The organism is Bacteroidetes bacterium GWF2_43_63 (assembly GCA_001769275.1).
In the GTDB taxonomy this organism is placed as follows: Bacteria; Bacteroidota; Bacteroidia; order Bacteroidales; family DTU049; genus GWF2-43-63.
Window position 1 is genome coordinate 34,848 of record MEOQ01000030.1, and the last position, 24,229, is coordinate 59,076.

General features: G+C 43.3%; 14 protein-coding genes and 1 tRNA gene. 9 read left to right on the forward strand and 6 right to left on the reverse strand.

Annotated features, from left to right (window positions below; translation table 11 throughout):
• Positions 1 to 484: 484 nt before the first annotated feature.
• The 3 genes from A2W93_16170 (at position 485) to A2W93_16180 (ending at position 4,305) form a co-directional block, all read left to right on the forward strand.
• Positions 485 to 1,582 (forward strand): antifreeze protein, encoded by a 1,098-nt coding sequence (locus tag A2W93_16170; protein ID OFY54259.1) that lies wholly within the window; start codon positions 485 to 487, stop codon positions 1,580 to 1,582.
• Positions 1,583 to 1,656: 74 nt separating this feature from the next.
• A complete protein-coding gene (locus A2W93_16175) occupies positions 1,657 to 2,769 on the forward strand; it encodes a hypothetical protein (protein OFY54260.1) in 1,113 nt (370 codons plus the stop codon).
• A gap of 81 nt (positions 2,770 to 2,850) precedes the next feature.
• Entirely contained in the window at positions 2,851 to 4,305 is a 1,455-nt protein-coding gene (locus A2W93_16180) for a selenocysteine lyase (protein ID OFY54261.1), read from the forward strand.
• Between the two features lie 7 nt (positions 4,306 to 4,312).
• Here the strand turns inward: A2W93_16180 and A2W93_16185 are convergent, their stop codons facing one another.
• Positions 4,313 to 5,029: a hypothetical protein gene (locus A2W93_16185; protein OFY54262.1), complete on the reverse strand. Its 717-nt coding sequence runs from the start codon at positions 5,027 to 5,029 to the stop codon at positions 4,313 to 4,315.
• Between the two features lie 100 nt (positions 5,030 to 5,129).
• On the opposite strand from A2W93_16185, the gene A2W93_16190 reads away from it, so the two are divergent.
• Positions 5,130 to 5,206: transfer RNA gene (locus A2W93_16190), tRNA-Met, on the forward strand.
• A gap of 109 nt (positions 5,207 to 5,315) precedes the next feature.
• The gene (locus A2W93_16195; protein ID OFY54263.1) at positions 5,316 to 5,666 is read left to right on the forward strand and encodes a four helix bundle protein; all 351 of its coding nucleotides are present in this window, start codon (positions 5,316 to 5,318) and stop codon (positions 5,664 to 5,666) included.
• Positions 5,667 to 6,384: 718 nt separating this feature from the next.
• Here the strand turns inward: A2W93_16195 and A2W93_16200 are convergent.
• The 3 genes from A2W93_16200 to A2W93_16210 form a co-directional block, all read right to left on the reverse strand.
• On the reverse strand, positions 6,385 to 7,929 hold the full coding sequence (locus A2W93_16200; protein ID OFY54264.1) for a hypothetical protein: 1,545 nt from the start codon (positions 7,927 to 7,929) through the stop codon (positions 6,385 to 6,387).
• Positions 7,930 to 8,525: 596 nt separating this feature from the next.
• A complete protein-coding gene (locus tag A2W93_16205; protein ID OFY54265.1) occupies positions 8,526 to 10,805 on the reverse strand; it encodes a phosphoenolpyruvate carboxykinase (ATP) in 2,280 nt (759 codons plus the stop codon).
• Positions 10,806 to 11,408: 603 nt separating this feature from the next.
• Positions 11,409 to 13,244 carry a hypothetical protein gene (locus A2W93_16210; GenBank protein ID OFY54266.1) on the reverse strand — a complete coding sequence of 612 codons (1,836 nt, stop codon included), beginning with the start codon at positions 13,242 to 13,244 and terminating at the stop codon, positions 11,409 to 11,411.
• 178 nt (positions 13,245 to 13,422) lie between these two features.
• Between A2W93_16210 and A2W93_16215 the strand changes: the two genes are divergently transcribed.
• Both A2W93_16215 and A2W93_16220 read left to right on the forward strand, forming a co-directional pair.
• A complete protein-coding gene (locus A2W93_16215; GenBank protein OFY54267.1) occupies positions 13,423 to 13,638 on the forward strand; it encodes a hypothetical protein in 216 nt (71 codons plus the stop codon).
• A 34-nt stretch (positions 13,639 to 13,672) separates the two neighbouring features.
• Positions 13,673 to 14,566 (forward strand): hypothetical protein, encoded by an 894-nt coding sequence (locus A2W93_16220; GenBank protein OFY54268.1) that lies wholly within the window; start codon positions 13,673 to 13,675, stop codon positions 14,564 to 14,566.
• A 479-nt stretch (positions 14,567 to 15,045) separates the two neighbouring features.
• Here A2W93_16220 and A2W93_16225 read toward each other — a convergent pair whose 3' ends face one another.
• Positions 15,046 to 18,429 (reverse strand): hypothetical protein, encoded by a 3,384-nt coding sequence (locus A2W93_16225; protein ID OFY54269.1) that lies wholly within the window; start codon positions 18,427 to 18,429, stop codon positions 15,046 to 15,048.
• A 139-nt stretch (positions 18,430 to 18,568) separates the two neighbouring features.
• Here A2W93_16225 and A2W93_16230 point away from each other — a divergent pair, with 139 nt between their 5' ends.
• Positions 18,569 to 21,142, forward strand: coding sequence for a hypothetical protein (locus A2W93_16230; protein ID OFY54270.1), 2,574 nt, complete (start codon positions 18,569 to 18,571; stop codon positions 21,140 to 21,142).
• Between the two features lie 173 nt (positions 21,143 to 21,315).
• The gene (locus A2W93_16235) at positions 21,316 to 22,155 is read left to right on the forward strand and encodes a metalloprotease (GenBank protein ID OFY54271.1); all 840 of its coding nucleotides are present in this window, start codon (positions 21,316 to 21,318) and stop codon (positions 22,153 to 22,155) included.
• A gap of 58 nt (positions 22,156 to 22,213) precedes the next feature.
• Here A2W93_16235 and A2W93_16240 read toward each other — a convergent pair whose 3' ends face one another.
• Positions 22,214 to 24,064: a hypothetical protein gene (locus A2W93_16240; protein OFY54272.1), complete on the reverse strand. Its 1,851-nt coding sequence runs from the start codon at positions 24,062 to 24,064 to the stop codon at positions 22,214 to 22,216.
• Between the last annotated feature and the right edge of the window lie 165 nt (positions 24,065 to 24,229).

Below are 24,229 nucleotides of genomic sequence, written 5' to 3' on the forward strand. Positions count from 1 at the left end.
TTAGAAATATAAAATACGAGATACGAATCATGCGATAGGCGTTAGTAGTTATGAGTGTTGAGTTGCCGAAGGCGTTAAAAATAAGATGCGAAGCTCCATCAGATGCGCCTCCGCCTCCTGTGGAGTAAATTCCAGCGCAATAATTTGTTAGCCCTTGGGCCCCGCTGGGCGGGATAAACTCCGCTCCAGGAACAAGGTGTGCGATGTGTCACGTTTCACGTGAAGCACCTTTGAATATGCAAAATGCGTCATTGCGCTCTCTGCGAGATAATAATGTAATTTCTCTGCGTTACTGCGCTCTCTGCGCGCGACTTTTGTAAAATCTCTCTGCGTCACTGCGTTCTCTGCGAGACATTATTTTGTGCTCTCTGCGAGAGGAAATTTGAATGCTTTGCGAAAAACAGCAACTCTTAAGCGAGAAAAAAATGCAAAATCATGTCTATGGATGTAAAAAAGAAATATATTTGTAAAAAAAACAACGAATATGGGACTTCTCGGAAAAATTAAAGGCGAATTTATTGATATCATTCAATGGCTCGATCCGACCAATGATACTATTATTCACCGATTTGAAAGGTTTAACAACCAGATAAAATACGGCGCGAAACTTACTGTTCGCGAATCACAAATGGCTGTGTTCATCAACGAAGGCCAGATTGCCGATGTCTTTGGACCTGGCATGTACACCCTTGAAACTCAGAATGTCCCTATTCTTTCTACTCTGAAAGGATGGAAATACGGTTTCAACAGCCCTTTCCTGGCCGAAGTTTATTTTATCAATACCAAGAATTTCACCGACCGCAAATGGGGAACGAAAAATCCCATCATGATGCGTGATGCTGAATTCGGAATGGTGCGCCTCCGTGCTTTCGGAAACTATCAGTTCAGAGTAGGCGATCCGGCCAAATTCATTAAGGAAATTGCTGGTACCGATGGCGCTTTCACTACCGACGAAATCGAAGGTCAGATAAAAGATATTATCATGACCCGTTTCACTGACTATGTTGCTGAAGCCAAGATTCCGGTACTCGATCTTGCCTCGAATTATAATGAGCTTTCGAAAGGAATTCAGGAGCATATTAAACCTGAACTCGATGAGTATGGCTTGAATCTGACCAAATTTTTGATCGAGAATATTTCGCTTCCGCCTGAAGTTGAAGCGATGATCGACAAGCGTTCGAGCATGGGCATTGTGGGTGATTTGAATCAATTCACCAAATTCCAGACTGCCAACGCTATTGAAGAAGCTGCCAAAAATCCTGGTGGCGATGCCGGTGCCGGAATGGGCATGGGTATGGGCTTCGCGATGGCCAACCAGATGTCGCAAACACTCAATCAGCCAAATCAGCAACAGCAACAAGCTCCGCCACCACCGCTGATTCAGTATTTTGTGGCTGTGAATGGACAGCAAACCGGTCCTTTCCCGATGCCTACTTTGCAGCAGATGGTTCAGCAAGGCTCCCTCACCAAGGAAACCATGGTGTGGACCAATGGAATGGCCAACTGGGAACCAGCAGGTCAGGTGCAGGCAATTGCAGGAATTTTTCCTGTAACTCCGCCTCCCATGCCGCCGCAGTTATAAACCAAAATTGATAAAACGTCCCGCTCCGGTGGGACGTTCTTCGTTTGTTGTTAATAATAAAAACTGAAAATCATATGAGTGATCTTTCTCCGGAATTTGAAGAAAAACATGCCGAAACGCTGGAAACAAAATGTACCAACTGCGGTGCTGTTCTCAATTTTGCACCAGGCACCAACCACTTGAAATGTCAGTATTGTAACGCGGAAAACGAGATTTTTCCTGCAGAGGCGCCCATTGACGAGCTTGACTTTGACCAATATGTTCAGGAAGGCGCTACGAATGCCGATACGGTTCAAATAGCTACGGTGAAATGTTCGGGCTGCGGTGCTTCTACTACTTTTCAGCCCAATATTGCCAGCGACTCCTGCGCTTTCTGCGGCATGCCCATTGTCGTTAATGAGTCCTCGACCACAACAGTCATAAAACCGAAAAGTCTTCTTCCTTTTAAGGTAACGCAAAAAGAAGCTTTCGAAGGTTTTTTAAAATGGATTAAAAAACTCTGGTTTGCTCCTTCTTCGCTCAAAAAATATGTAACACAGCCCGATAAATTGAAGGGAATGTATATTCCTTTCTGGACTTATGATTCGGATACTACATCCAGGTACACCGGCGCACGCGGAACGCATTACTATGTGACTGAAACCTACACTTCGAACGGGAAAACCGAAACCCGGCAGGTTCAGAAAACCCGCTGGACACCGGTTTCAGGTACGGTTTTTAAATTCTTCGATGATGTACTTGTCGTTGCATCGACTTCATTGCCAATGAAATATGTCAACAAGCTGGAGCCATGGGATTTTGAAAATCTGGCCCCATTCGACGACCGCTATCTCAGCGGTTTCAGAACAGAGACCTATCAGATTGACCTGAAAAATGGTTTTGAACTTGCCAAAAAATTCATGGAACCCGGAATCCGCAGCCTTGTGAGGCAGGATATCGGTGGCGATGAGCAACAGATTTATTCGCTGAATACACAATACAGCAATGTGACATTCAAGCATTTACTGCTTCCGATCTGGATCAGTGCCTATCGCTTTAAAAACAAAATTTACCGATTCCTCATTAATGGCCGCACCGGCGAAGTTCAAGGCGAACGTCCATACAGCTTCTGGAAGATTTTCTTCTTTACACTTGGTTGTATTGCCGTTGTTGCAGGGCTTCTATGGGCCTTTGGGGTGTTCAAATAAAGAATGATTGTTCATTTTATATAAAGCACCGGTATTTGCCGGTGCTTTTTTTTACTTTTGTTGCGAAATCAATTTCCGCCAATGAAATCGTTCGAAGAAATACGCAAAAACATTGTAGGCGACGACGCCGTTTTGAAAACTCCCTACGGAGAATTTCCGCTCATTTACGCCGACTGGATTGCATCCGGACGTCTGTATAAGCCAATAGAGGAGCGCATTTCCGATGTTATTGGTCCGTGGGTAGGGAATACACATACTGAAACCAGCGCCACCGGCACGTTGATGACTCACGCCTACCAACACGCACGCGATATTATCAAGAAGCACGTAAATGCTGGCCCCGGCGATGTTTTTCTTCCGGTTGGCTTTGGTATGACGGCCGCGGTGAATAAACTTCAGCGAATACTTGGGTTGAAATATTGTGGCAAAATCAGCCATATATCAAAATGCTTAGGCACCGATGAACGTCCGGTGGTGCTGATCAGCCATATGGAGCATCATTCCAATCATACCAGCTGGTACGAAACCGCTGCCGATGTAGTGGTAGTGCCGCCTGGCAAAGATATGCTTGTTGATCTGAACAATCTGGAAACTGAATTACAAAAATATCAGGGACGTCGCATCATTGGCTCATTTTCAGCCGGATCGAATGTAACCGGAATCGAAACCCCGATTCACGAAATGGCAGCGCTGATGCACAAATACGGCGGTATCTGCTTTGCCGATTACGCTGCCACCGCTCCATATTGCGACATCAACATGCATCCGGGTCCCGAAGGCCATGATCTGGACGGCATTTTCTTCAGTCCTCATAAATTTCTGGGAGGTCCGGGATCGAGCGGGGTACTGATTTTCAATGGAAAACTTTACAGCAACAAAGCCCCCGACAATCCGGGCGGTGGCACCGTAGAATGGACCAATCCATGGGGCGAATACCGGTATATCGATGATATTGAGATACGCGAAGACGGTGGTACGCCTGGATTTCTGCAAACAATGCGAACAGCTTTGGTCATTCGGCTGAAAGAATTGATGGGAACGAAAAATATTCATATTGCTGAAGATCAGTTGCTTGCACAGGCATTTGAGCGCTTCGACAAATTGGAAGGAATTCACATTCTTGCCACCGAGCACCGGAAAAGAATCGGCGTGATTTCGTTTTATCATGAAAAAATGCATTACAATCTGATCGTGAAGCTGCTGAACGACCGTTTTGGCATTCAGGTCCGGGGTGGGTGTGCCTGTGCCGGAACCTATGGGCATTATCTGCTCGATGTGAGTCATGAGAAATCGCAGCATATTACCGACATGATCAATCACGGCGACCTGTCACTCAAACCAGGGTGGGTAAGACTGTCACTTCACCCGACCATGACAGCCCAAAATATAGATTACATTTGTAACGCACTACAAGGTATAATTGTAAACCATGAATCGTGGATTAAGGACTACAACTATGATTCACACAAGAATGACTTCGTTCACAAAAGCGGCAAAAGCACGTTTACAAATGTAACAAACTGGTTTAATCTCTAGCAATCATTTAGAATTTATAAGTAATTCCGTTGCTCAGAAACTGGGTGCTGTGCACCACGTTTTCGGGTGGATTGGAGTCGAAGAAGTAGCGCCATGAAGTAGTAAACGACAGATTTTTGGTGATTTTAAAGTTTAGGTCGAACTGATTGAATAAACGATAATCGGCAAAGGAACTGATTAATGGCTGATAATACAAGGTGTTGGTGACGATGGCGCTGGATTTAAACTTCCAGGTAGCTGAAATATAGTTGCTTAAACGATGATCGCGGTGAAACAGGCGGGGAGATTCAACTTCTTCAAATTCATACATATATAACGCTGCAGCATATACCCGGAAATGCTTTTTCCCGACGACCTTAAAACGCGGCCCGCACCCTGTAAGCCATCTGAATTGCACATTGAGCAGTTTGTTGAACTGACCTTGAGTAAATGCTTCAAACGTCAAATATGGCTTTATTTTATAGTTATAACGAAAGTGCAGGGTTCCGGCGTTGTCGAAGTCCGATTCTTTACTTTTTGTAAGTCCATAATCAAGAAAAATGAGATAAAGCGCCGAATCAGTTTTGTACTGAACATGATCTTTCATATTGACCGACAACAAAGTTTCAGTGTTTTTTGTCAGCGACGATGAAAACCCAACAGTGCCGGACCAACCCGTGGTATCGGTGATAATACGCTGTTGTTCAATGTTCAAAACCTGCCCTGAAGCGGACAACCCTGCCATCAGTGAGAGCAAAAGAAGTGAGTATCGCATGAAAATTTTTCTTCAAAGTAAATATATTTTGTCCAAAATGGAATGATTTATTACTTTTGCACTCCCAAATGGCGGGGTAGCTCAGGTGGTTAGAGCGACGGATTCATAACCCGTAGGTCACGAGTTCAACTCTCGTCCCCGCTACAAAAAACAGAGTGAGAAAGAGAGCGAGAGCGAAATTTCCACTCTGTTTTTTACTTCGCTCTCACACTCATTCTCGTTGTAGGATTATTGTTTTTTATATATTTTGAATTATATGAAAGAGTTTGATTTTCAAAAGCTTGATGTATATAAAAAAGCTAAACTATTTCACAAACAAATGAAGAGTTTCATAAGTGAAACTAAATTAGAGCGATACGTGAAAGACCAGTTGGGGAGAGCCTCATTTAGCGTTATATTGAATATAGCTGAGGGTTCAAGCCGTTTTTCAAAACCAGATCGAAAGCATTTTTTTGTTGTCGCCAGAGGTTCCTTGTTTGAATGTGTTGCGGTTTTGGATGAAATGAACGATGATAATCTTCTTGAAACCAGCAAGTATGAAGCACTTTTATCTGATGCTGACGAGCTGTCGCGTATGTTGTATTCTATGATTGTGAACCTGTCTTAAAAAACAGAACGAGAATCAGAGCGAGAGCGAAGATCAGCCATTCGCTATTACTCATATATTTACATACCTTTTCACTTTCAACTTAAAACTTTCAACTTGCGTAGCGCACAGAGCGGGCGAGTGGTCTCGTTTTTAGCTCATTCATTCCCACCCCTTATAATCTATCCATTAAACCTAAAAAGCTTAAGGATTTGCATATGCGCAGGTATCGAAAGTCCTGCAAAATATTTCTGTACGTGTATAACTGGCAGCCATCTGAACAATGTGTAGAATAGGTCATTTTAAGAGCTTCAGCTGAATATTTTTTATCAGGATATGAAAACGTATTTCACAATAATATTTTCTTGACTGAACGCTTACAATTTTGATTTTTTTTTCATTTCGAAACCGAAGGGGACAATGTCAGAAAAAATGATTCGCATTGAAAAATGAAGCTTTATTGTTAAAAATTTCTAGGAGAACAAAGGGGATGGATTTCTCTTTATTCAAAACAACAACTTGACATAATATTAATTATAGGACAATAGACCAGAGAAATTCATAAAACAAAATGGCCCTTAAACTTCTCCATAAATCGAAGTTTCAATTGAACGAGTCTTTGTATCATATTGATATTCTTTTGTTTACAGATACTATTTGCGATTTATAAAAATCCGAAAAGATTTAAAGAGATTTTATTTGTGACAAATCAGATATTTTTAAGTCGAAATTTCAGTACTTAAATTTTTAGAATTTTCTGAGTCACTGAAATTTTATCGTCCGAAATTTTCAACATATAAATTCCGGGATCTAAAAATCGCACATCCATTTTTTCTGCCGGATTTTCGATTTCGAATTTTCTCAACACTTGTCCATTCATATTCAAAATTTCGGCATATGTTCCCTGCCCGATTTTTACGCCGCTGACTTCAATGAAATCACTGCACGGATTGGGATAAATACTGAAATCAATATTCAGTTGCTGAATGCCCTCTGTTATACCATAAAGCTTCGCCAGAACAAATGAACCATATTCCGAATCCGGAACAAAGGCTTCACCATCAAACAATGTAGTATCGCGACAGAAGACACTTGCATAAATAGCATCATTCATGGAAATAAGTGCATTTGAACAGATTCTTTTTGTTGCTATGAGATTATCGAACAGCCAGTTTCCATTATTGTCAAAACCGGCAATAAAAGTATTTGGATAATAATGGTATTGATCCAATGCGAACAGGCTGTCATTTTCAATATATATTTTTGTCGGAAAGCTTCCTGCAACCACGACTTTGTCATTGTTTACACAAAGCATGTCTGGTATGTCGTTTTGAGGGCCACCACATTGATACCCCCAGATATAATTACCATTTGAATCCAGTTTTGCAACCAAAATATCACCGTATCCTAAAGAAATAAATGCATCGGTACCAGCAACAATTGTATCATAAAAACTTCCGGCCATGTATATATTATCAGCCTCATCCAACGCCAGTAAAGCATGGTCATCATTATGAACAACTGAAATAAACAAAGGTTTTGTCCAGATCGTATTGCCCTGGGGGTCGCTTTTAATCAGGAGTGTGTCGGAAATATAAATGATATCGCCCGAAGGCCCGATATCCATCTGATGAATAATTTGCTGCTGACCCTTAACCCAGATAAAATCACCGTCCGGAGAAAACTTAGCCATAAAGCGAGGCGCTACATTAAAATCGAGAACTGTGTCGGTGAAATGCATATCATGAGTTGATCCGCCACCGCAAAACACTATATTGTTGTCGTTATCGACAACTGTTTTGTAAATGTGAATACAGCTGGAATCCGTTGTTACAGGAACCTTGTACCAGTCAAGGTCTCCGTTAGAAAGATACTTCACCAGCAGAATGTTATGAGCCCAGTAATTTCCGGTAACTGTGTCATTCTCAATGATGGCAGTGTATGTAAACATGGCGCTGATAATCAGATTATCATCATTATCAACACAAATATCCTGAATGTCTTCCATATCCCAGCCACTGATCTGCCTTGCCCAAAGCATGTTTCCAAGACTGTCGAACTTGGCTGCAAATGCGTCGTATGAACCATCAGCGCTGTCGCAGATAAGTACGTTTCCCTGATAGCTTAATGTGTCGGCAAATGTGCCTGCAATGTACAAATTATCATGTGAGTCTGTGACCATGCGGACAGCTCCGGGAATCTGTTTCACCCACTGAAACTGCAGATCCTGTGCTGAAAGCTGTGATGTGATAAGAATGAATGTGAGGAGTAGAAATTTCTTCATAGACTACAATTTTATATACATTTTCTGAACATTTTTTTATACGAAGTTCAAATATAACAGCTTGCATTCCGAAATGCAAATATTTTGTTTTATCGGCAGAGAGTAATCAGTTTGCGGTAAAAATGCTTCGAAGGTTTTCGGGGAGATCACGGCACCTAAGAACTCTGAACAAGGAACAAGGAAGTATGAAGTAAGAAGTCAATTTGATGTAATAAATCCTTTATCATTCTCACTTCCTTGTCCAATATTCAGTTTTTTTGTGCCTACGTGGCAAATCTCTCTGCGAGCCATTTTCTGTGCGACCCACCGAATCAGTTTTCACCGCAGGTGAAGGCTGATTCACATTCGCGTCCATAAGACCTGCTGAGGAAAGGAAATTTCTTCGCGAAAATTTGCGTTCATTCGCGGAAGAAAGAACGGAGGTGCAGCTACAGTTTTCGAGGAGATCCCGGCTCTTCGCATGCTGCATCAAGCGCTGAGCTGGTGCTGGCTTCGGCCGGGAACTCAGTAGTAAATGATTGTAGTGACTTGGTGCCTTGGTGGCGGCAAAAAAAAAGCGGACCTCTCTCGAAGCCCGCCTTACCCTTTACTTCAGATTACAAACTGAAAGTATTCATAGCCCGGATGATTTCTTCGGGATCCTGAAGCAGTTCAGGATGTTTATCCAAATGAATCAGTGCCGAAATTGGTAATTTGGCCACATGGAATTCTGCTCCGCCGTCAGCGTTGGACGTCTTTACAACCAGCAATGACCCGGTTTTCAGAATGATGTTTATTGCAGAAGATGATTCAAATTTGAAACGCATTATGGCTTTTCCAAGATCAACGTTTTTATCGCTGTTTCCAATCAACATCCGATAAATATCATCGATGCAATCATTCACCTGTTTCATGGTCATCGGCTCCTTCGAAATCCCCATGCGCTCGCTTGCTTTCTCAGCCTTTTTGTTGGGATTATAAAACGTAAATCCGGAGGCCTCGAGAATATCAAGCAACGCTTCATGTACCTTTTCAATGTTGTTCTGATCATCGGTATCAATGAAGATATTTACCGGCAGATGTCGCTTCAGACCACGTTTTTTATAGGTTGAATTGATGGAATTAAATGAAATGTATTCGCTGAAAGCATTCTGCAGAATATAGATCTGATCTTTCAGACGCTGCAATTCTTTCACGTGATTTTTTTCGAGTTTGCCAATCCGCTCTTTGTAATACTCATAGTATTGTTTCATCATGGCATTCTGCGGGCCAGCAGCAACCAGACGTTTGCCTTCGTCGATGTCAGTAAAGTTCTGGAAATTCTCAATGAATTTGTCTGCCAGCATCTGTGCCTGATTGTCGTACTGAGCCGGATATTTCCACGATTTGCGCGGATTCAGAATCTTTGGATCAACATCGCCCAACTGCTTTGGAATCTGCAAACCGAAGAATGGCATTTCTTCCATCGGCGCTTCATCGATGCTGCCATCAATAATAGCATCGATAATTTTTCGGGTACTTGGCAAATCAATGCGACGTCCTGTACCATATGGACCTTCGATCCAGCCTGTGTTTACAAGATATGCGGTGGCATTGTGCTCATCCATTTTTTTTGCCAGCTCCTGCGCATACATTGCAGGATGCAGCATCAGAAAAGCGGCGCCGAAACATGCAGAAAATGTTGGTGTCGGTTCTTTCACGCCTCGTTCGGTTCCGGCCAGCTTGCTGGTGAAACCACTCATGAAATAATACATGGCCTGGTCGCGTGTAAGCTTGGCAACCGGCGGCAGCACTCCAAAAGCATCGGCTGTAAGGAAAATAACTTTCTTCGGATGGGTGCCCCTGGAAACAGGTGTAACTATATTGCGAATATGATGAATCGGGTACGAAACGCGTGTATTCTCGGTTTTGCTTTGATCTGCAAAATCAATTTCACCGGTCTTTTCGTCATAGACCACATTTTCGAGCAATGCATCGCGACGAATGGCTTCGTAAATATCGGGTTCGTTTTTCTTGCTAAGATTAATGCATTTTGCATAGCAGCCGCCTTCGAAATTAAAGACGCCATCATCGTCCCAGCCATGCTCGTCATCTCCGATCAGGAAACGTTCGGGATCGGCCGAGAGCGTTGTTTTGCCCGTTCCGCTCAGTCCGAAGAAAATGGCGGTGTCGCCGTTCTTGCCCATATTGGCCGAACAATGCATGGCAGCCATTCCGCGCAGCGGCAGAAAATAATTCATGATGCTGAAGAAACCTTTTTTGATTTCGCCACCATACCAGGTTCCACCAACCACAGCCATGCGCTCTTTGATATTAAAGGCCACATACACATCGCTGTTGAGCTTTTGCTTTTCCCAGTTTGGATTCACAGTCTTGCAGGAATGCAGCATCACAAAATCCGGTTTGAAATTCTCAAGTTCGCTGTCCGACGGACGGATGAACATGTTCTTTACAAAATGGGCTCCCCATGCTATTTCCGTGACAACACGGATTTTCAGACGGGTGTTTTCATTGGCGCCCAGATAGGCATCCATTACATAAAGCTTGCTGTTTGAATTCAGCTCTTTCTGACTGGTGGCCAAAAGGTCCTGCCAGATTTCCGGCGAGATGGGTTTATTGTCGCTTCCCTTCCGGCCTTCGCCAGCCCACCAGATATTATCGGAGCTTTCCGCTTCGAAAACCACGTATTTGTCCTTGGGCGAACGTCCGGTGAAAATGCCGGTGTCCACGTTCACAGCTCCCAGATTAGTTACAAACCCCCGTTCGTATCCTTCTAAACTTTTGTCGGTTTCGTGTTTGTATAATTCGTCGTAGGAAAGATTGTAATACAATTCGCCGACTGATTCAATTCCATATTCAGCCAGTTCTTTTTTAATTTTAGGCAACAGTTTTTCCATAAGGCGCTTTTTTGCAAAATTAGAAATACAATATCGATTTCAGCGATTAAATATATCACTTTTTTGTCTGTTTTTTTAAAAGTTGTATTTTTGCCTACTTGACTTAGGATGTTTTGATCGTTTTCAACAATCAGAAGCCAGTGGTCAGCTTTCAGCTTCCTGACATTTTACCGTCAGCTTGAATAGGCCAACAATCAGACCTGCTGACGTGGAATCGTCAGGAATTGCAATATTTAGAGAAAAATCATCCAAACACCCAACGATTCCGTGTCCGCACCACTGCGCCGAAAGAAGTCTTGCGGACGCCAAAATGTTGGGAGCGTTGTGCCGCCCGCCTATTTCCTATCGCCTTCCGACTATCGCCTTACGCCTCATTGCCTTCCATTTCAAAGGTGCTTCGCACACCTTGTCCCTGGGGCCTTCAGCCCAAGGCTAACATATTATGCGCCTTCAGCGCATTCAATGGTGCTTCGCAACTTTCTTTTATGCCTTCGGCTCATTTTCTTTGTGCTTTTTGCCCCGCATGCCGCAAGTCTTTACGTCGCCTTAATAAATTTAATAAACTTTACGAACTTTCAACTGAAGATACGCTGCGCATTGCGCCTAATGCCTATCGCCTTCTTCACTGATATTCATCACACAGCTGCTGCAGTTGTACGATAATTTATAAATATAATCTCCCTGCGCAATATATTGCGGATCGTGCGCTGGCTGCGCTTTTTGATAGGTCGGACAGCAACCCATTTCGTAACGCAGACACAATTTCATGGTCATCAATGTTTTGCCTTGGTTGTCATCGTTCAGCTCAAATGCAGTTTCTGTTTTTTCAACGCCATGTCGTTTGTAAAACTGCTCTGCAAGCGCGTTTGAAATATTGCTTCGATAATCCGTTTCTTTTTCAAAATACGAAATGTCGTTCGGTTCAATTTTGTTTTCTTCTCTTTTATATGCTGCAAGCAGCATCTGATCAAATGCTTCGAAGGCCTCTCTGCGAATCCGGTTCAACTCCCCTATCGGAAAAAACAGGGGACTCCCCCACTTCATTTCGAAATCTGAAACATCGTAGGACGTAGATCCAGTCTTACATAACTGCGCTTTTAAGGTGTCGGCGGCTTTCTGCTCGTCGCGGGCAGGAACTTTTTCAATCACATTATTTTTATTCAGCGAATACCGTCCACCTTGGGTGCTGATGCGCAATTCAAATCCGTCTTCGGTTTCACTAAACATCATTTTCACCGGAATGCGGCGCGCAGAGTCGGCTGCAGCCAGTTGTTTATTGAATACAAGATCGAGGTTTCTATAAATTTCGGTTCCTTTGGCTATATTAATTGGATCGTCCGAAAATATTTTACCATTGTCGGCATACTGAACAGCAAAGCCCTTAAGCTCACCGTTTTCATCAAACCAGCAAAGCCCGTCACCATTGCTGATGAGCGGTGCGTCCTCAATTTTGAAATAATTCCAGCCCGAATCGCTCACCTGCCCCAGCCGCTTCCCGAGCGACTTTGATGTGTGTGCCGAGACTTTTTCGGTGCGGCCGTGCAGAAAATATTCCGTAAAACCACGGTTGAATGACTTCTCCGGATCGGGCTCGAAATCGAATGTGCAGCGCCCCAATGACGCCCCTGACAGTCGCTCATTTTTATTCAGAATTTCATCGAGTGTTCTGCGATAATAGGCGGTTATGTTTTTTACATAATTTATATCCTTGAGCCTGCCTTCGATTTTGAAAGTTGAAACACCGGCGCGGATCATTTCTTCGATATGTGCGCTGCGGTTCATGTCGCGCAATGAGAGTGCATGCGTGTTTGCCTCGAGAATATTTTTTGCTGAATCAAGAATATCGTATTTCAGACGACATGGCTGAGCGCACTCGCCGCGGTTTCCGCTCCGATGTCCGTGAAAAGCACTCATATAGCACTGCCCGCTGAAACTAACACACAGCGCACCATGCACAAATGCTTCGAGTTCAATCTGAGTCTTCGATTTTATTTCTCCAATTTGCTTCAGCGACAATTCGCGTGCAAGAATCACGCGTGTGAAACCAACGTCTTGCAAAAACTGAATCCGCCTGACATCGTAGTTGTGAGTCTGAGTGCTGGCATGCAACGCAATCGGAGGCAAATCCATTTCTAGAATTCCCATATCCTGCACAATCAGTGCATCGGCACCGGCATTGTAAATGTCATGAATCAATTTCTCTGCCTCTGCCAATTCATCGTCATACAATATTGTATTCAGTGCCACATATACCTTTGCGTGAAACCGGTGCGCATAAACACAGAGTTTCTCAATGTCGCCGATTGAATTTCCAGCCGCCGCACGGGCACCGAATTTCGGGGCACCTATATAAACAGCGTCAGCGCCAAAGTTAATGGCAGCCATGCCGTGTTCCGCATCGCGCGCGGGACTGAGAAGTTCGATTATTGATTGATTCATTTTGCAAAGGTAGGAAAAGCTTATGAAGCATTTTCTATTGCTGGTTTCAAAACTTTAACCGGCTTTATTCAAGACAAAAGATAAAAGTAAGAAGATAAAAGGAGAAGAAGATAAAAGAGGACAGAATATGTTGTTGTTTTTGGGAGGAAATATTTTGTAGCTTAGCCATGTGAAAACGATGCGGAATATAAAGAGCTTTGTGAGGACTGGTAAGGCTGCGGGAGCTCCCACTGTCTCCTTCCTTGTCCGCTGCGAAGCTGGCGGAGATACATTTTTTTCTTCGTTTCACTTCGAAAAAAACACTCAGAATGACAGCGGCGGGGCTCATGATGAAAGTGGGACTCACTATGGAAGCGTCGTACAAAACAATGAACTTCGGCTCATCAAACAATAGCTGACAAATATTTTTCAAAAACACAGAAAAAACCATGAAATACGGATTTGCATTTTTACTTTCAGCGCTGGTGCTCACAACTGTTTCAGCACAGGAAGCCGGAAACTACCTCATTGGACAGAATAACAATAATAATTATTATCCGGCTTATACTCCCCAAATAGCCAGCCGCGTATTTTTGTCCGATAGCACGTTTATGATTCAGGCCAATGTGATGATGAATGTAATTGCCGACTGTTATGTAGCCACTTTTGGTGTGTCAGAAATTTCAACCAGCCTTCCCGAAGCCAACTCGAAAATGGATGCCCGCATCGAAAAATTCGTGGCAGCGCTTACTAAATTAGGCGTATCGATGAAAGATATTTATGTTGACATGACGACTCAGACACTGCTGGCTGATTATAAAATCAATGGAAATTATGCTGAGCAGTACATTAGTGGCTATGAGCAAAAGAAAAACGTGATTGTCAAATTCAAAAACATCGATGACCTTGACAAAATGATTTTGGCTGCTTCGGAACAAGGCATTTATGATCTCGCCAAAGTCGATTACATTGTCACAGATATCAACACGGTATATACGCAGCTTTTTCAAGCAGCACTGGAGGTTATCAACAGCAAAAAAGCACTCTACCTTCATGCCACCGGGCTAAAACTGAAACCCATTTCAGAGATTTTTGCGGAGTCATTTTTATGCTATTATCCGGCGCAGCTTTATAAAAGCTACACCGTGAATGTGACGACCCTTTTTTATGATTACAACTCGAATCAAAAACGAAAAGATTTGCCCCGAAATACCACCTATTACTACGACAAAATCAATTATTCAGGTTTCGACAAGGTCATCAATCCAGTTGTCACTGAGCCAGCTGTGGAATATGTCATGGCGCTACAAATCAAATATAACATTGACAAAATCAATAAATAGATTTCGACAGAATCTGTCTAAAAGAAATTCAACCACAAAAACTACAGTTCATCGTCCCTGCAACATCCATAGCAAATCTCTGATACATAATGAACATTCAGAAATCCGCTTAAGGAGAGGCTTTCTCGAACTCCTACCATCAGTTTCTGAAAACGGAAAGCCATTGGACCACGGCGGAGCCCGGCACGTCGAGCGCCCCGTACGACCTCTATGCATCGCGGTACTAAAACTTGCTGTCACACTGTGCGGAGTCGAAGTGTGAATAGCAGCTAACAAACCTGTTCGCAAGCTGCATTGGGCACACGCAGCCGCTGTGCAGTCGCTGCCAGAGTCTAAGCTCCTGTCTAGTCTTCGACTTCGCTCAGACTGACAGAAGCAGAATTATGGAAAATCAGAATCGTGAAGTTTAAAGATGTAACCGGAGTGCGACAGTGTTAGGCTGATGATGCAGTCTCACGCCTCAGTACAGATAAACTCCCTTATTTCGCCGTCAGCTTTCTAATCACCGCAATCAGCCGGTTTTCATCAAAGGGTTTTGTGATGTAGCTATCCATACCCACTTTGAGAAAACGCTCTTCGTCGCCGGTAATGGCATAGCCGGTAATGGCAATAATTGGAATATGCAGTCCACTGTATTTTTCCTTTTCCCTGATTCTGCGGGTAGCTTCAAAACCATCCATTTGCGGCATCTGCCCATCCATCAAAATAACATCATATGTATTAATTTCATATTTTTCGAGCGCCTGCAATCCATTAAAAGCCGAATCGACAATCATTCCCTTGCTGGTGAGAAATCCTTTCAGATACAACTGATTCAAAGCATCATCTTCAACAAGCAGAACCCTGCATTCGGCCGGCGTTGTATCCTCAGAAACAATTTCTGTTTTTTCCGGTTCGCTCAATGCAACATTAAACGGGATTTTCAAAACAAAGCGACTGCCACTGCCAAACTCACTCTCAACACTGATTTCACCGCCCATCATTTCGGCAAAACTTTTTACAATAGCCAGCCCCAACCCTGTTCCTGAAAACTTCTTGGTGGAAGAGCTATCAAGTTGTGTAAACGACTGGAAGAGTTTTCCAATATCTTCCTTTTTTATTCCAATTCCCGTATCTTCAACTTCTGTTGTAAGCAGTGTCTGACCATCAGGAGCAGGCGTAGCCGAAACACGAACGTTTACCGATCCTTTGTCTGTAAACTTAACGGCATTTCCGACAAGATTGATGACCATCTGACGCAAACGAATCTCATCGCCGCGCAAACGGGCCGGCACAGAAACATCTTTGCGGATTTCAAAATGAAGACTCTTGTTTATAGCCACAGACTTAAACATCGACCTAACCTCATTGAATATTCCATCGACATTAAAATCCTTATTTTCAAGTTCGATTCTGTTTGCCTCTATTTTAGAAAGATCCAGCACATCGTTTATAATATTGAGCAGATTGTCCGATGAAGTCAGAATTGCATCGACAATGTCCTGCACATCGTTGCTGAGCTGAGTGCGGGATAGCGTTTTGGCCATTCCGACAATTGAGTTCAACGGATTGCGGATTTCGTGACTTACATTGGCCAGAAATTCGGACTTCGCTCTGCTGGCTGCTTCGGCCAGATCCTTTTCCATTTGAAGCTGTTCAGTTTTAATAATTTTACTGATATCGCGGCAGACAGCAACAATTTTTATTTTATCGGGGCCTTCGTCCCGTACAACCTGACAACTGGTCTCAAACCAGCTATACGAGCCATCTTTCATCAATATCCGATGTTTGAAAAGCTCGGGATTCAGCCCATTATAAATATCAGACCGCATTTTTAGCAACAAAGGAACCTCTTCTTCATGAATAAATTCGAAAACCGAATGACCGTAAACCTCTTCAGGTTCCCACTTCACATATGCTCCGCTTCCGGGCGAAACATAAGTGATGGCACCTACCTCCAAATCGAAAGCAATGATCATGTCGTTCGAATTCTCGGTTATTAGCCTGAATTGTTCACGGCTCACAAGCAATTCTTTCATTACTCTTTGCCTGTCGATATGACTCCACAAGGCAGATCCGAGAATGGTGAGTTGTTTAATGCATTCGTCGTAATACTCATCTTCTTTGTTGCCAACTCCTATTACAGCAACAATGTGCTCATTGTCGAAAATAGGAACTGATAAATGACGTTTCAAAACGACATGTCCTTCAGGATATCCTTTTTTCAATGGGCTTTCAGCCGCATAGTCATTGGTGATAACTGGTTTACGCTGCCTGACGGATTCACCCCAGAGCCCGGTTTTTTCAAGCGGGTATTCCCGGGGTGCATTATTTATCCGGCATTCATCCATCGCACTTTTCGACCATGAATGCATTGTCAGAATGCCTTCGTTTTCATTTAGAAAAGCGAGGTATCCTAATTTACTGCCCGTCAGATTAATGACTTCTTCCAGAACGAAATTTGTGATTTCGTTCAAGGGGGCATTGATCATTTCACTGAGTTTAAGCAATGCCAGGGTCCGGCGTGTATTTACATCGCGCAGCTGCTCCGCTTTCTTTCGTTCTGTTATATCGGTCACTGACGCAATACGCAGCCGCAATCCATCACTGAATTCGGCATGCTGCGGCGAAACCTCAATCGGAAAAATTCGGCCGTCTTTTCTGATATGTGCAGCCTCGTATTTATCAGGCAGCTCGTTCAAAATATGTTCTTTCACTGTGTCAACAAACGCCGGAGCAATAAAATCGAGCAGATCTTTTCCAACCATTTCGCTTTCATCATGTAAGCCCATCATGTTCAGGTATGCTTGATTCACATCAATGATAATTCCTTTATTATGGAAAATAAGCCCTTCCTGAGAACATTCAAAAAACTTGCGCAACCTGCTCTCACTCTTATTGAGTGCATCTTTGGCCTTAAGCTGTTCAGTTATATCTGTTGCAAAACACTGATAAGTACCATCGGGCATCAGACGCGAGCTCATTTCAATAATGATCTCTTCTCCGTTTTTTCGGATCATCGGCCGTTGCCGGGTGAGGGTTTGTCCGGCATTTAGAATGTCATAGCTTAAGGGTACAGAGTCAAGTACTGTCTTTGAGAACAGATCTTTCATGTTCATTGCAAGCAACTCTTGACGCGAATACCCGGTAATAGCAACCGATGCTTCATTCACCTCAATGAAATTTCCAACAGGATCGCCATGAAAGAAAGCTTCGGGGGCCAGAGCCAAAATAGTTCTGTATTTTTCTTCGCTATCTCTTAACTCTTTTTCAGTTTTTGTTCGCTCTTCAATTTCATGCTCAAGCTTGCGTGTCTCTTGTTTAATTTTCAGATTATTGAACCCTGATTCGGAAATAAAAGCGGCAATTTGACCAAGAAATGATGTGGCCAGCATCAGATCCTTTTCCTGAATCACCTTCACATCACTTAAAGCCCGCAGGTATTCTTCTTCATTATAATCATACTTCTGAGCCTGTTTTCTGAAAAATTCAATATCTGGTTTCTCCAGAAGTAATTGCCCGGTAATCAGTACTGCAACGAACTTGTTGTTGATGAAAATAGGTGTGGCACAATCGTTTAATCCGTTATCACATTTTTCAATAACCAGTTGTCCTGGAGTTGAAAGTTTCTCGAAAAGTTTCCTGTTGCTTGCATTACAATTAATACCTGAAGCCGGACAGGGACGATGGAATTTAGTGCAGATATCTTTCCATCCGGAAGAAATCAGCATATTCAGATCGGGATACTCAAACAGACCTATTGTTAGTCCGGTAATCTGCGTAAATTTATCACATAGTTCTTTCAATAACCTTATATCAACTAAATCGGTTATTCTGAATGAGTTGCCGTTTATGGGATCTTGACTGTTTTCAGGAATTTGCATAAAATTACTGTTTGAAAGTCATTAACTTAGGAACAAAGATATGATTTCAAGGCGATTTTTGCAAGAGTAATTGCAATTTGCCCCGAATAATCATTATCACAGCTTATCGCAGATATATTTTTTATCTTCGTAAAAAAAAGTGCGACTCGCTTTTCTGTTTGTGTATCTGTATTCGGGTTTGATAAATGCTCAGCCAATTATTAAAGAGCAGATTCTTTCACCTGATAAAAAAATACAGCTTTCTTTCTGGGTGAGTGAAGGTAAATCATTTTATTCTGTTAAATTCAATGGGATTCAGATAGTTGATTCTTCATCTTTCTCATTTGAATTCAGCAATCAGACCTCACTTGATTCAAATCTGACGCTTTATGATGTAAAAAAGTCCGCATTTGATGAAATCTGGAAGCCAGTATGGGGTACTGCCTCTTTGGTGCGCAATAATTATAATTCTTCTGTGTTTTTTCTGAAAGAAACAACGTCACCCCAAAGAAAAATTAATGTTGAGTTCCGGGTGTTCAATGATGGCGTTGCTTTTCGCTATCTGTTTCCCAAAAAATCGGGAGACAGCCTGCTGATAACTGCAGAAAAAACACAGTTTTGCTTTGCGAAAAACGACAGCGCCTGGTGGATTCCTTCCGATGAATTTGCCTACGAATCGCTCTATCGCAACACTCCGTTATGCGAGATCCATGACGCCAATACCCCCATTACAATTGTAGGTCATGATTATAATCTCAGCATTCATGAAGCATCGTTGAAAGATTATTCCGAAATGATTCTGATTCGTGATCCCAAAAACCACTTGCTTTTTATTTCCAGTCTCTGGCCATGGCCTGATGGTGTTTGTGTAAGAGCTGAAGGACCTTTCAATACACCCTGGCGCACAATAATGATTACGCGAACCGCAGGTGAAATGATGGAGTCGCACCTGATTCAAAATCTTAATGAGCCCTGCGCTATTAAAGATGTTTCGTGGATAAAGCCCATGAAATTCATAGGAATCTGGTGGGGAATGCATACAGGAAAATACACATGGTCTGCGGGGCCCGCTCATGGGGCTACCACTCAACGTGCAAAATATTATATCGATTTTGCTGCAACGCATGGTATTGGCGGATTTTTGGCTGAAGGCTGGAATCAGGGCTGGGAGACATGGGCCTCTGATTCATCACCAGTGCAGGATTTCTGCAAAGCTTATCCAGATTTCGATTTGAACGAAGTGGTCAGCTATGCAAAAAAAAGAAATGTTGAATTTATCTCCCATCATGAGACTGGCGGAAATATTCCCATGTATGAGAGTCAGCTGGAACCAGCTTTGAAACTTTGCAGGGATTTGGGCATTCATTCACTTAAAACAGGTTATGCTGGTCCGATTGTTCTGCAAGGAATGCCCCATCATGGACAATATATGGTGCGCCATTTTCAGAAAATAGTTGAATTGGCTGCAAAATATCAGATTACCCTCAATGCCCATGAAAGTATTAAACCAACCGGACTTGATCGAACATGGCCAAATCTGATGAGTCAGGAATGCGCACGGGGAAATGAATGGAACGCCACTTACCGTGCTACCCCGCCCTATCACACCACTATTCTCCCATTCACCAGGTTTCTCGCTGGCCCTTATGATTTTACTCCAGGCATTTTCAGAATCAATCATTCACCTGAAAAAAACAAACGTCTGTATGGCACGCTGGCTAACCAACTTGCATTGTATGTCACTTTCTTTAGTCCATTGATGATGGTGGCCGACATGCCTGAAAACTATGACGGAAAGCCAGCTTTCAGATTCATAGAGGAAGTTCCCTGCAACTGGGATGAAACAAAAGTTATTGCGGCACGGCCCGGAGATTGGCTTTGTGTGGCCCGGCGCAGTGGGAACAACTGGTTTGTCGGAGCTCAGACCGATGAAAATGAAGCACTGCTTAGCATTCCACTCGATTTTCTGCAAAGAAATCTAACCTATAAAGCCACTCTTTTTGCCGATGCCATCGAAACTGACTGGGAATTCAATCCTGAAGAAATTGAGATTGGACAATACCGCGTCACAGGCTCTGATACTTTGCTTATTCCAATGTCGAAAGCCGGCGGATTTGCAATGTCGATCAAGCCATTCGATGTCACCGACAATGATTCAACGGTGCGCTCAATCAGCATTTTCAATGATATTGCTGCAGCGAAAATGATTCAGTTTTCACGACTGAAAACCTTTGGCAACCTTAATGTAAATCATCTTGCAATAGGTGCAGAAGTGAAACTGAATAAACCGTTTTCAGCTAAATATCCGGCCTCGGGCAATAACGCAATCTGCGACGGCGCAAGAGGATCACTCAATTTCTCAGATGGGGGCTGGCAGGGATTTGAAGGATATGGTATGGAAGCAGTCATCGGGCTGCCTTCTGAATTGTTATTGAGCAGCATTGAAGCAGGGTTTCTTTATTCACCCAATGACTGGATTTTTCTTCCGGAAATTGTTGAATTGTATATTTCAAATGACGGAAAAGACTTTGAATTTATCAGTCGTTTCGATAATCCGAATGAGCGACCAACTGACATGAAAATTATGGAAATAAAAAATCTGTCAGCTACCTTCAGCCCAATGAAGGCGCGATTTGTCAAAGTGAGAGCTGTCAGTTCTGGTGTTTGTCCCGACTGGCACTACGCCCATGGGCAAAAGTCGTGGATATTTGTTGATGAAATCATTATTAAGTAGTCAGTGGCCAGTGGTCAGTATAGAGTTAGGTTAAGGTTGAGGTCAAGGTTAAGGTCGAGGTGTTTCATTATAGCTGACAGCTTCAGCTGTCAGAAGTCAGTGGCGAAGCTCCGGGAATAGAATTATCGTTATTCCTAAATTGATTATATTTGAAAATCAAAAAGTGAAAAAACATGAAGTGGCAAGGCAGACAAGGAAGTTCGAACGTTGAAGACCGTCGTGGAAAATCCAAAGGACTTTTGGGCGGCGGAATCGGTACCATCGTCGTTGTTATAATCATTTATCTGCTGGGAGGCGACCCTTCCGGTATTATACAGAATGCCACGCAAAACCCAACGCAATCAAGCGAAGAATATAAACCTTCGGCTAAAGAGCAGGAACTGGCCGATTTTTCATCCGTGGTTTTGAAAGAAACTGAAGAAACCTGGACAAAGCTGTTTTCCGAAAATGGTAAAACCTACCGCCTGCCAAAGCTTGTTCTGTTTACCGACGCTGTTCAATCGGGTTGTGGTTCGGCAAGTGCCAATTCAGGCCCTTTCTATTGTCCAGCCGATGAAAAAGTATATATCGATCTGAGTTTCTTCGAGGAGCTGGGCACTCGTTTTGGCGCTCCGGGCGACTTTGCTATGGCCTACGTTATTGCACACGAAGTCGGTCATCATATTCAGCTTCTGCTTGGAATAAATGAGAAATACGAATCCTATCGCGACCGACTGAGCGAAACGGAATTCAATAAAATGACGGTGAAACTTGAACTGCAGGCCGACTATTTTGCCGGTGTCTGGGCGCATTATGCCGAACGCATGAATCTGCTTGAGGAAGGCGATCTCGAAGAAGCCCTCAACGCAGCCAGTGCCATCGGAGACGACCGTCTGCAGAAAAAATCACAGGGACATGTAAACCCCGATACGTTCACCCATGGCACATCGGAACAGCGCAGCCGCTGGTTCCTCAAAGGGTTCCGCTCCGGCAACATGAATGGCGGCGATACATTTGCAGCTAGCTCTTTATAACAACGCTATTCGAAGTTTATACTTCGAATAGCGAAAGGAACAATTTTGCATAGCATTGCTATGCAAAATTGTTATGCACATAACTCATTAGCTCCATCTCGGCCTGAGTCATCTGTTGATCGGCCATGGCGGCCTTGTCCATAAGCCGTATAATCTTAGCATGCTTCTTCGGATCATCGGGCATGCGCAAAACCAGTTTTTTGTTTTTTGCCATCTCAATCGCAGGCTGGATCTTCGTTGGATTGTAACCGAATTTTTTCGCCAGTGCTTTGGCAAACAACTCTTCTTCAGTCGCGAAATGACCATCTGCAGCCATCACTATCAGCGCATTATTAAAAGCATAATCGCGTACATCCATCAGATCATCAGCTTTGTCAACCCCAAACGAAAGCAGCTCGTCGGGCACATTTCCAGCAATGCGTTGCTTGTATTCACCAATTGAATAAACGCCATCGACCACCCAGTCAAATTCAGGACTATTCACCTCGGAGCCGCAATACGGACATTTAATATCGGTTGAATCGCCGAGCGTTCCACCACAATTCGGACACTGGTGAGCATACAGCAATCCGCGCGGGGCCTGTGCGCCAGATTTCCGGCACAAGACAATGGTGGCTGACGATGTTCTGACAACCGGATCCATGATGGCTTCAAGCTCTTCAGGATTGTTGCGCTTCATTTCAAGGCGCTGATAGCTTTTCCTGATAAAGAAGCCAAGATATTCGCGCCCATTCTCGCTCCAATACGAAATCAGACTCACGTCGTTCAAATACAAACGGTTATAAAGAATTGGAGCCCATGATTTAATATTTTCATTCAATCTTGCGTATGCTTCATCCTGCATAAAGCGACGTGCCAGCGCAGGATTGAGAAAAGCCAATGCGATTTCATGCTGCAGAAATGCATTGCTGGCCTTGTCTTCGAGTTTCTGAACGCAGAAAGTAGAATCGCCGGCATGCATTTGCTGTATTTTCTGCTGCAGATTGTTTTGCTTGTGCCCCATTGAATGGCTCAGCGTGTAATCGTCGGCTTGCGTAATTTCACTCAGCACCCAGTCGAAATCGCCACTATTGACTACCGCTTTGCAATAGGGACAAATGCCAGTCTCGCCTTCAATTTCCGGTAGTGCCGCTCCGCATTGCGGACAGTTTGGATTTTCATAAATATCGCCGGGTGTGTAGCCCGATTTTTTTATAAATGTCCAGTACTCTACAAAAGACTCATATCCGCCAGATGATAAACGTGGAATTTTTTCGGAAACAAATTTATCCGTCAAGCTGGCATGCAGCGCCACATCTATTACATCATATTGTCCATCCTTGCGGAAGTCAGCAATGGTAACCGAATGCAGATTGATACCCGAAAGCTTGTTATACTGCTGCAGCTTTTTCATCATAATGAACTGCACATTGAAACGCTGATAAACGCCATCGCTGATGAACTTACGCACTTTGCGCATATCCTGCGCCATCCAGGCATCCTGAATTCCGTAAAATGCGATATTCACTTTTTTGCGAAACAACTCTTCAATGAAATCAGGATTTTGCTGCTTGTATTTAAGAAATGAAAGATTATCGCGAATGGAGTTGGCTGAAGGGACTTTGTTAAGCACCGAGGCCTGATTGGCTTTTTTCTTGAAAACAATGGCCAGCAGAATGACGATCCCAACAGCAATAATGTTGTAAGGAAAAGGCAACATCATGAACAAATAGATGATGATTTCAAAAATGCCACCATCGCCGCCACCGCCGTTTCCCCCACCACCGCCACCGGCCCGGGCAAACACTTCGGCTGATAGGCATAATAGAAATATGATTGCTGCAATTCTGAAAATTCCGGGAATTCTGCCTGATCTCATGAAATATTTCTTTGGTGTAAATGTATGAAGAAAATCATTTTCAACGTTCAAAGGTTATGGCGTACTTTTAAGAAACTATAAAAAATACGGCATTTTCTTTTTTCGAGGTGCGGAAATTAATTGATGTAACGCAAAGCTTTTGCTGCGCTCCCAACATTCTGTCGTCTGCCAGACATTTCTTTGAGCAGAGGTGCGGACACGGAATCGTTGGGTGCT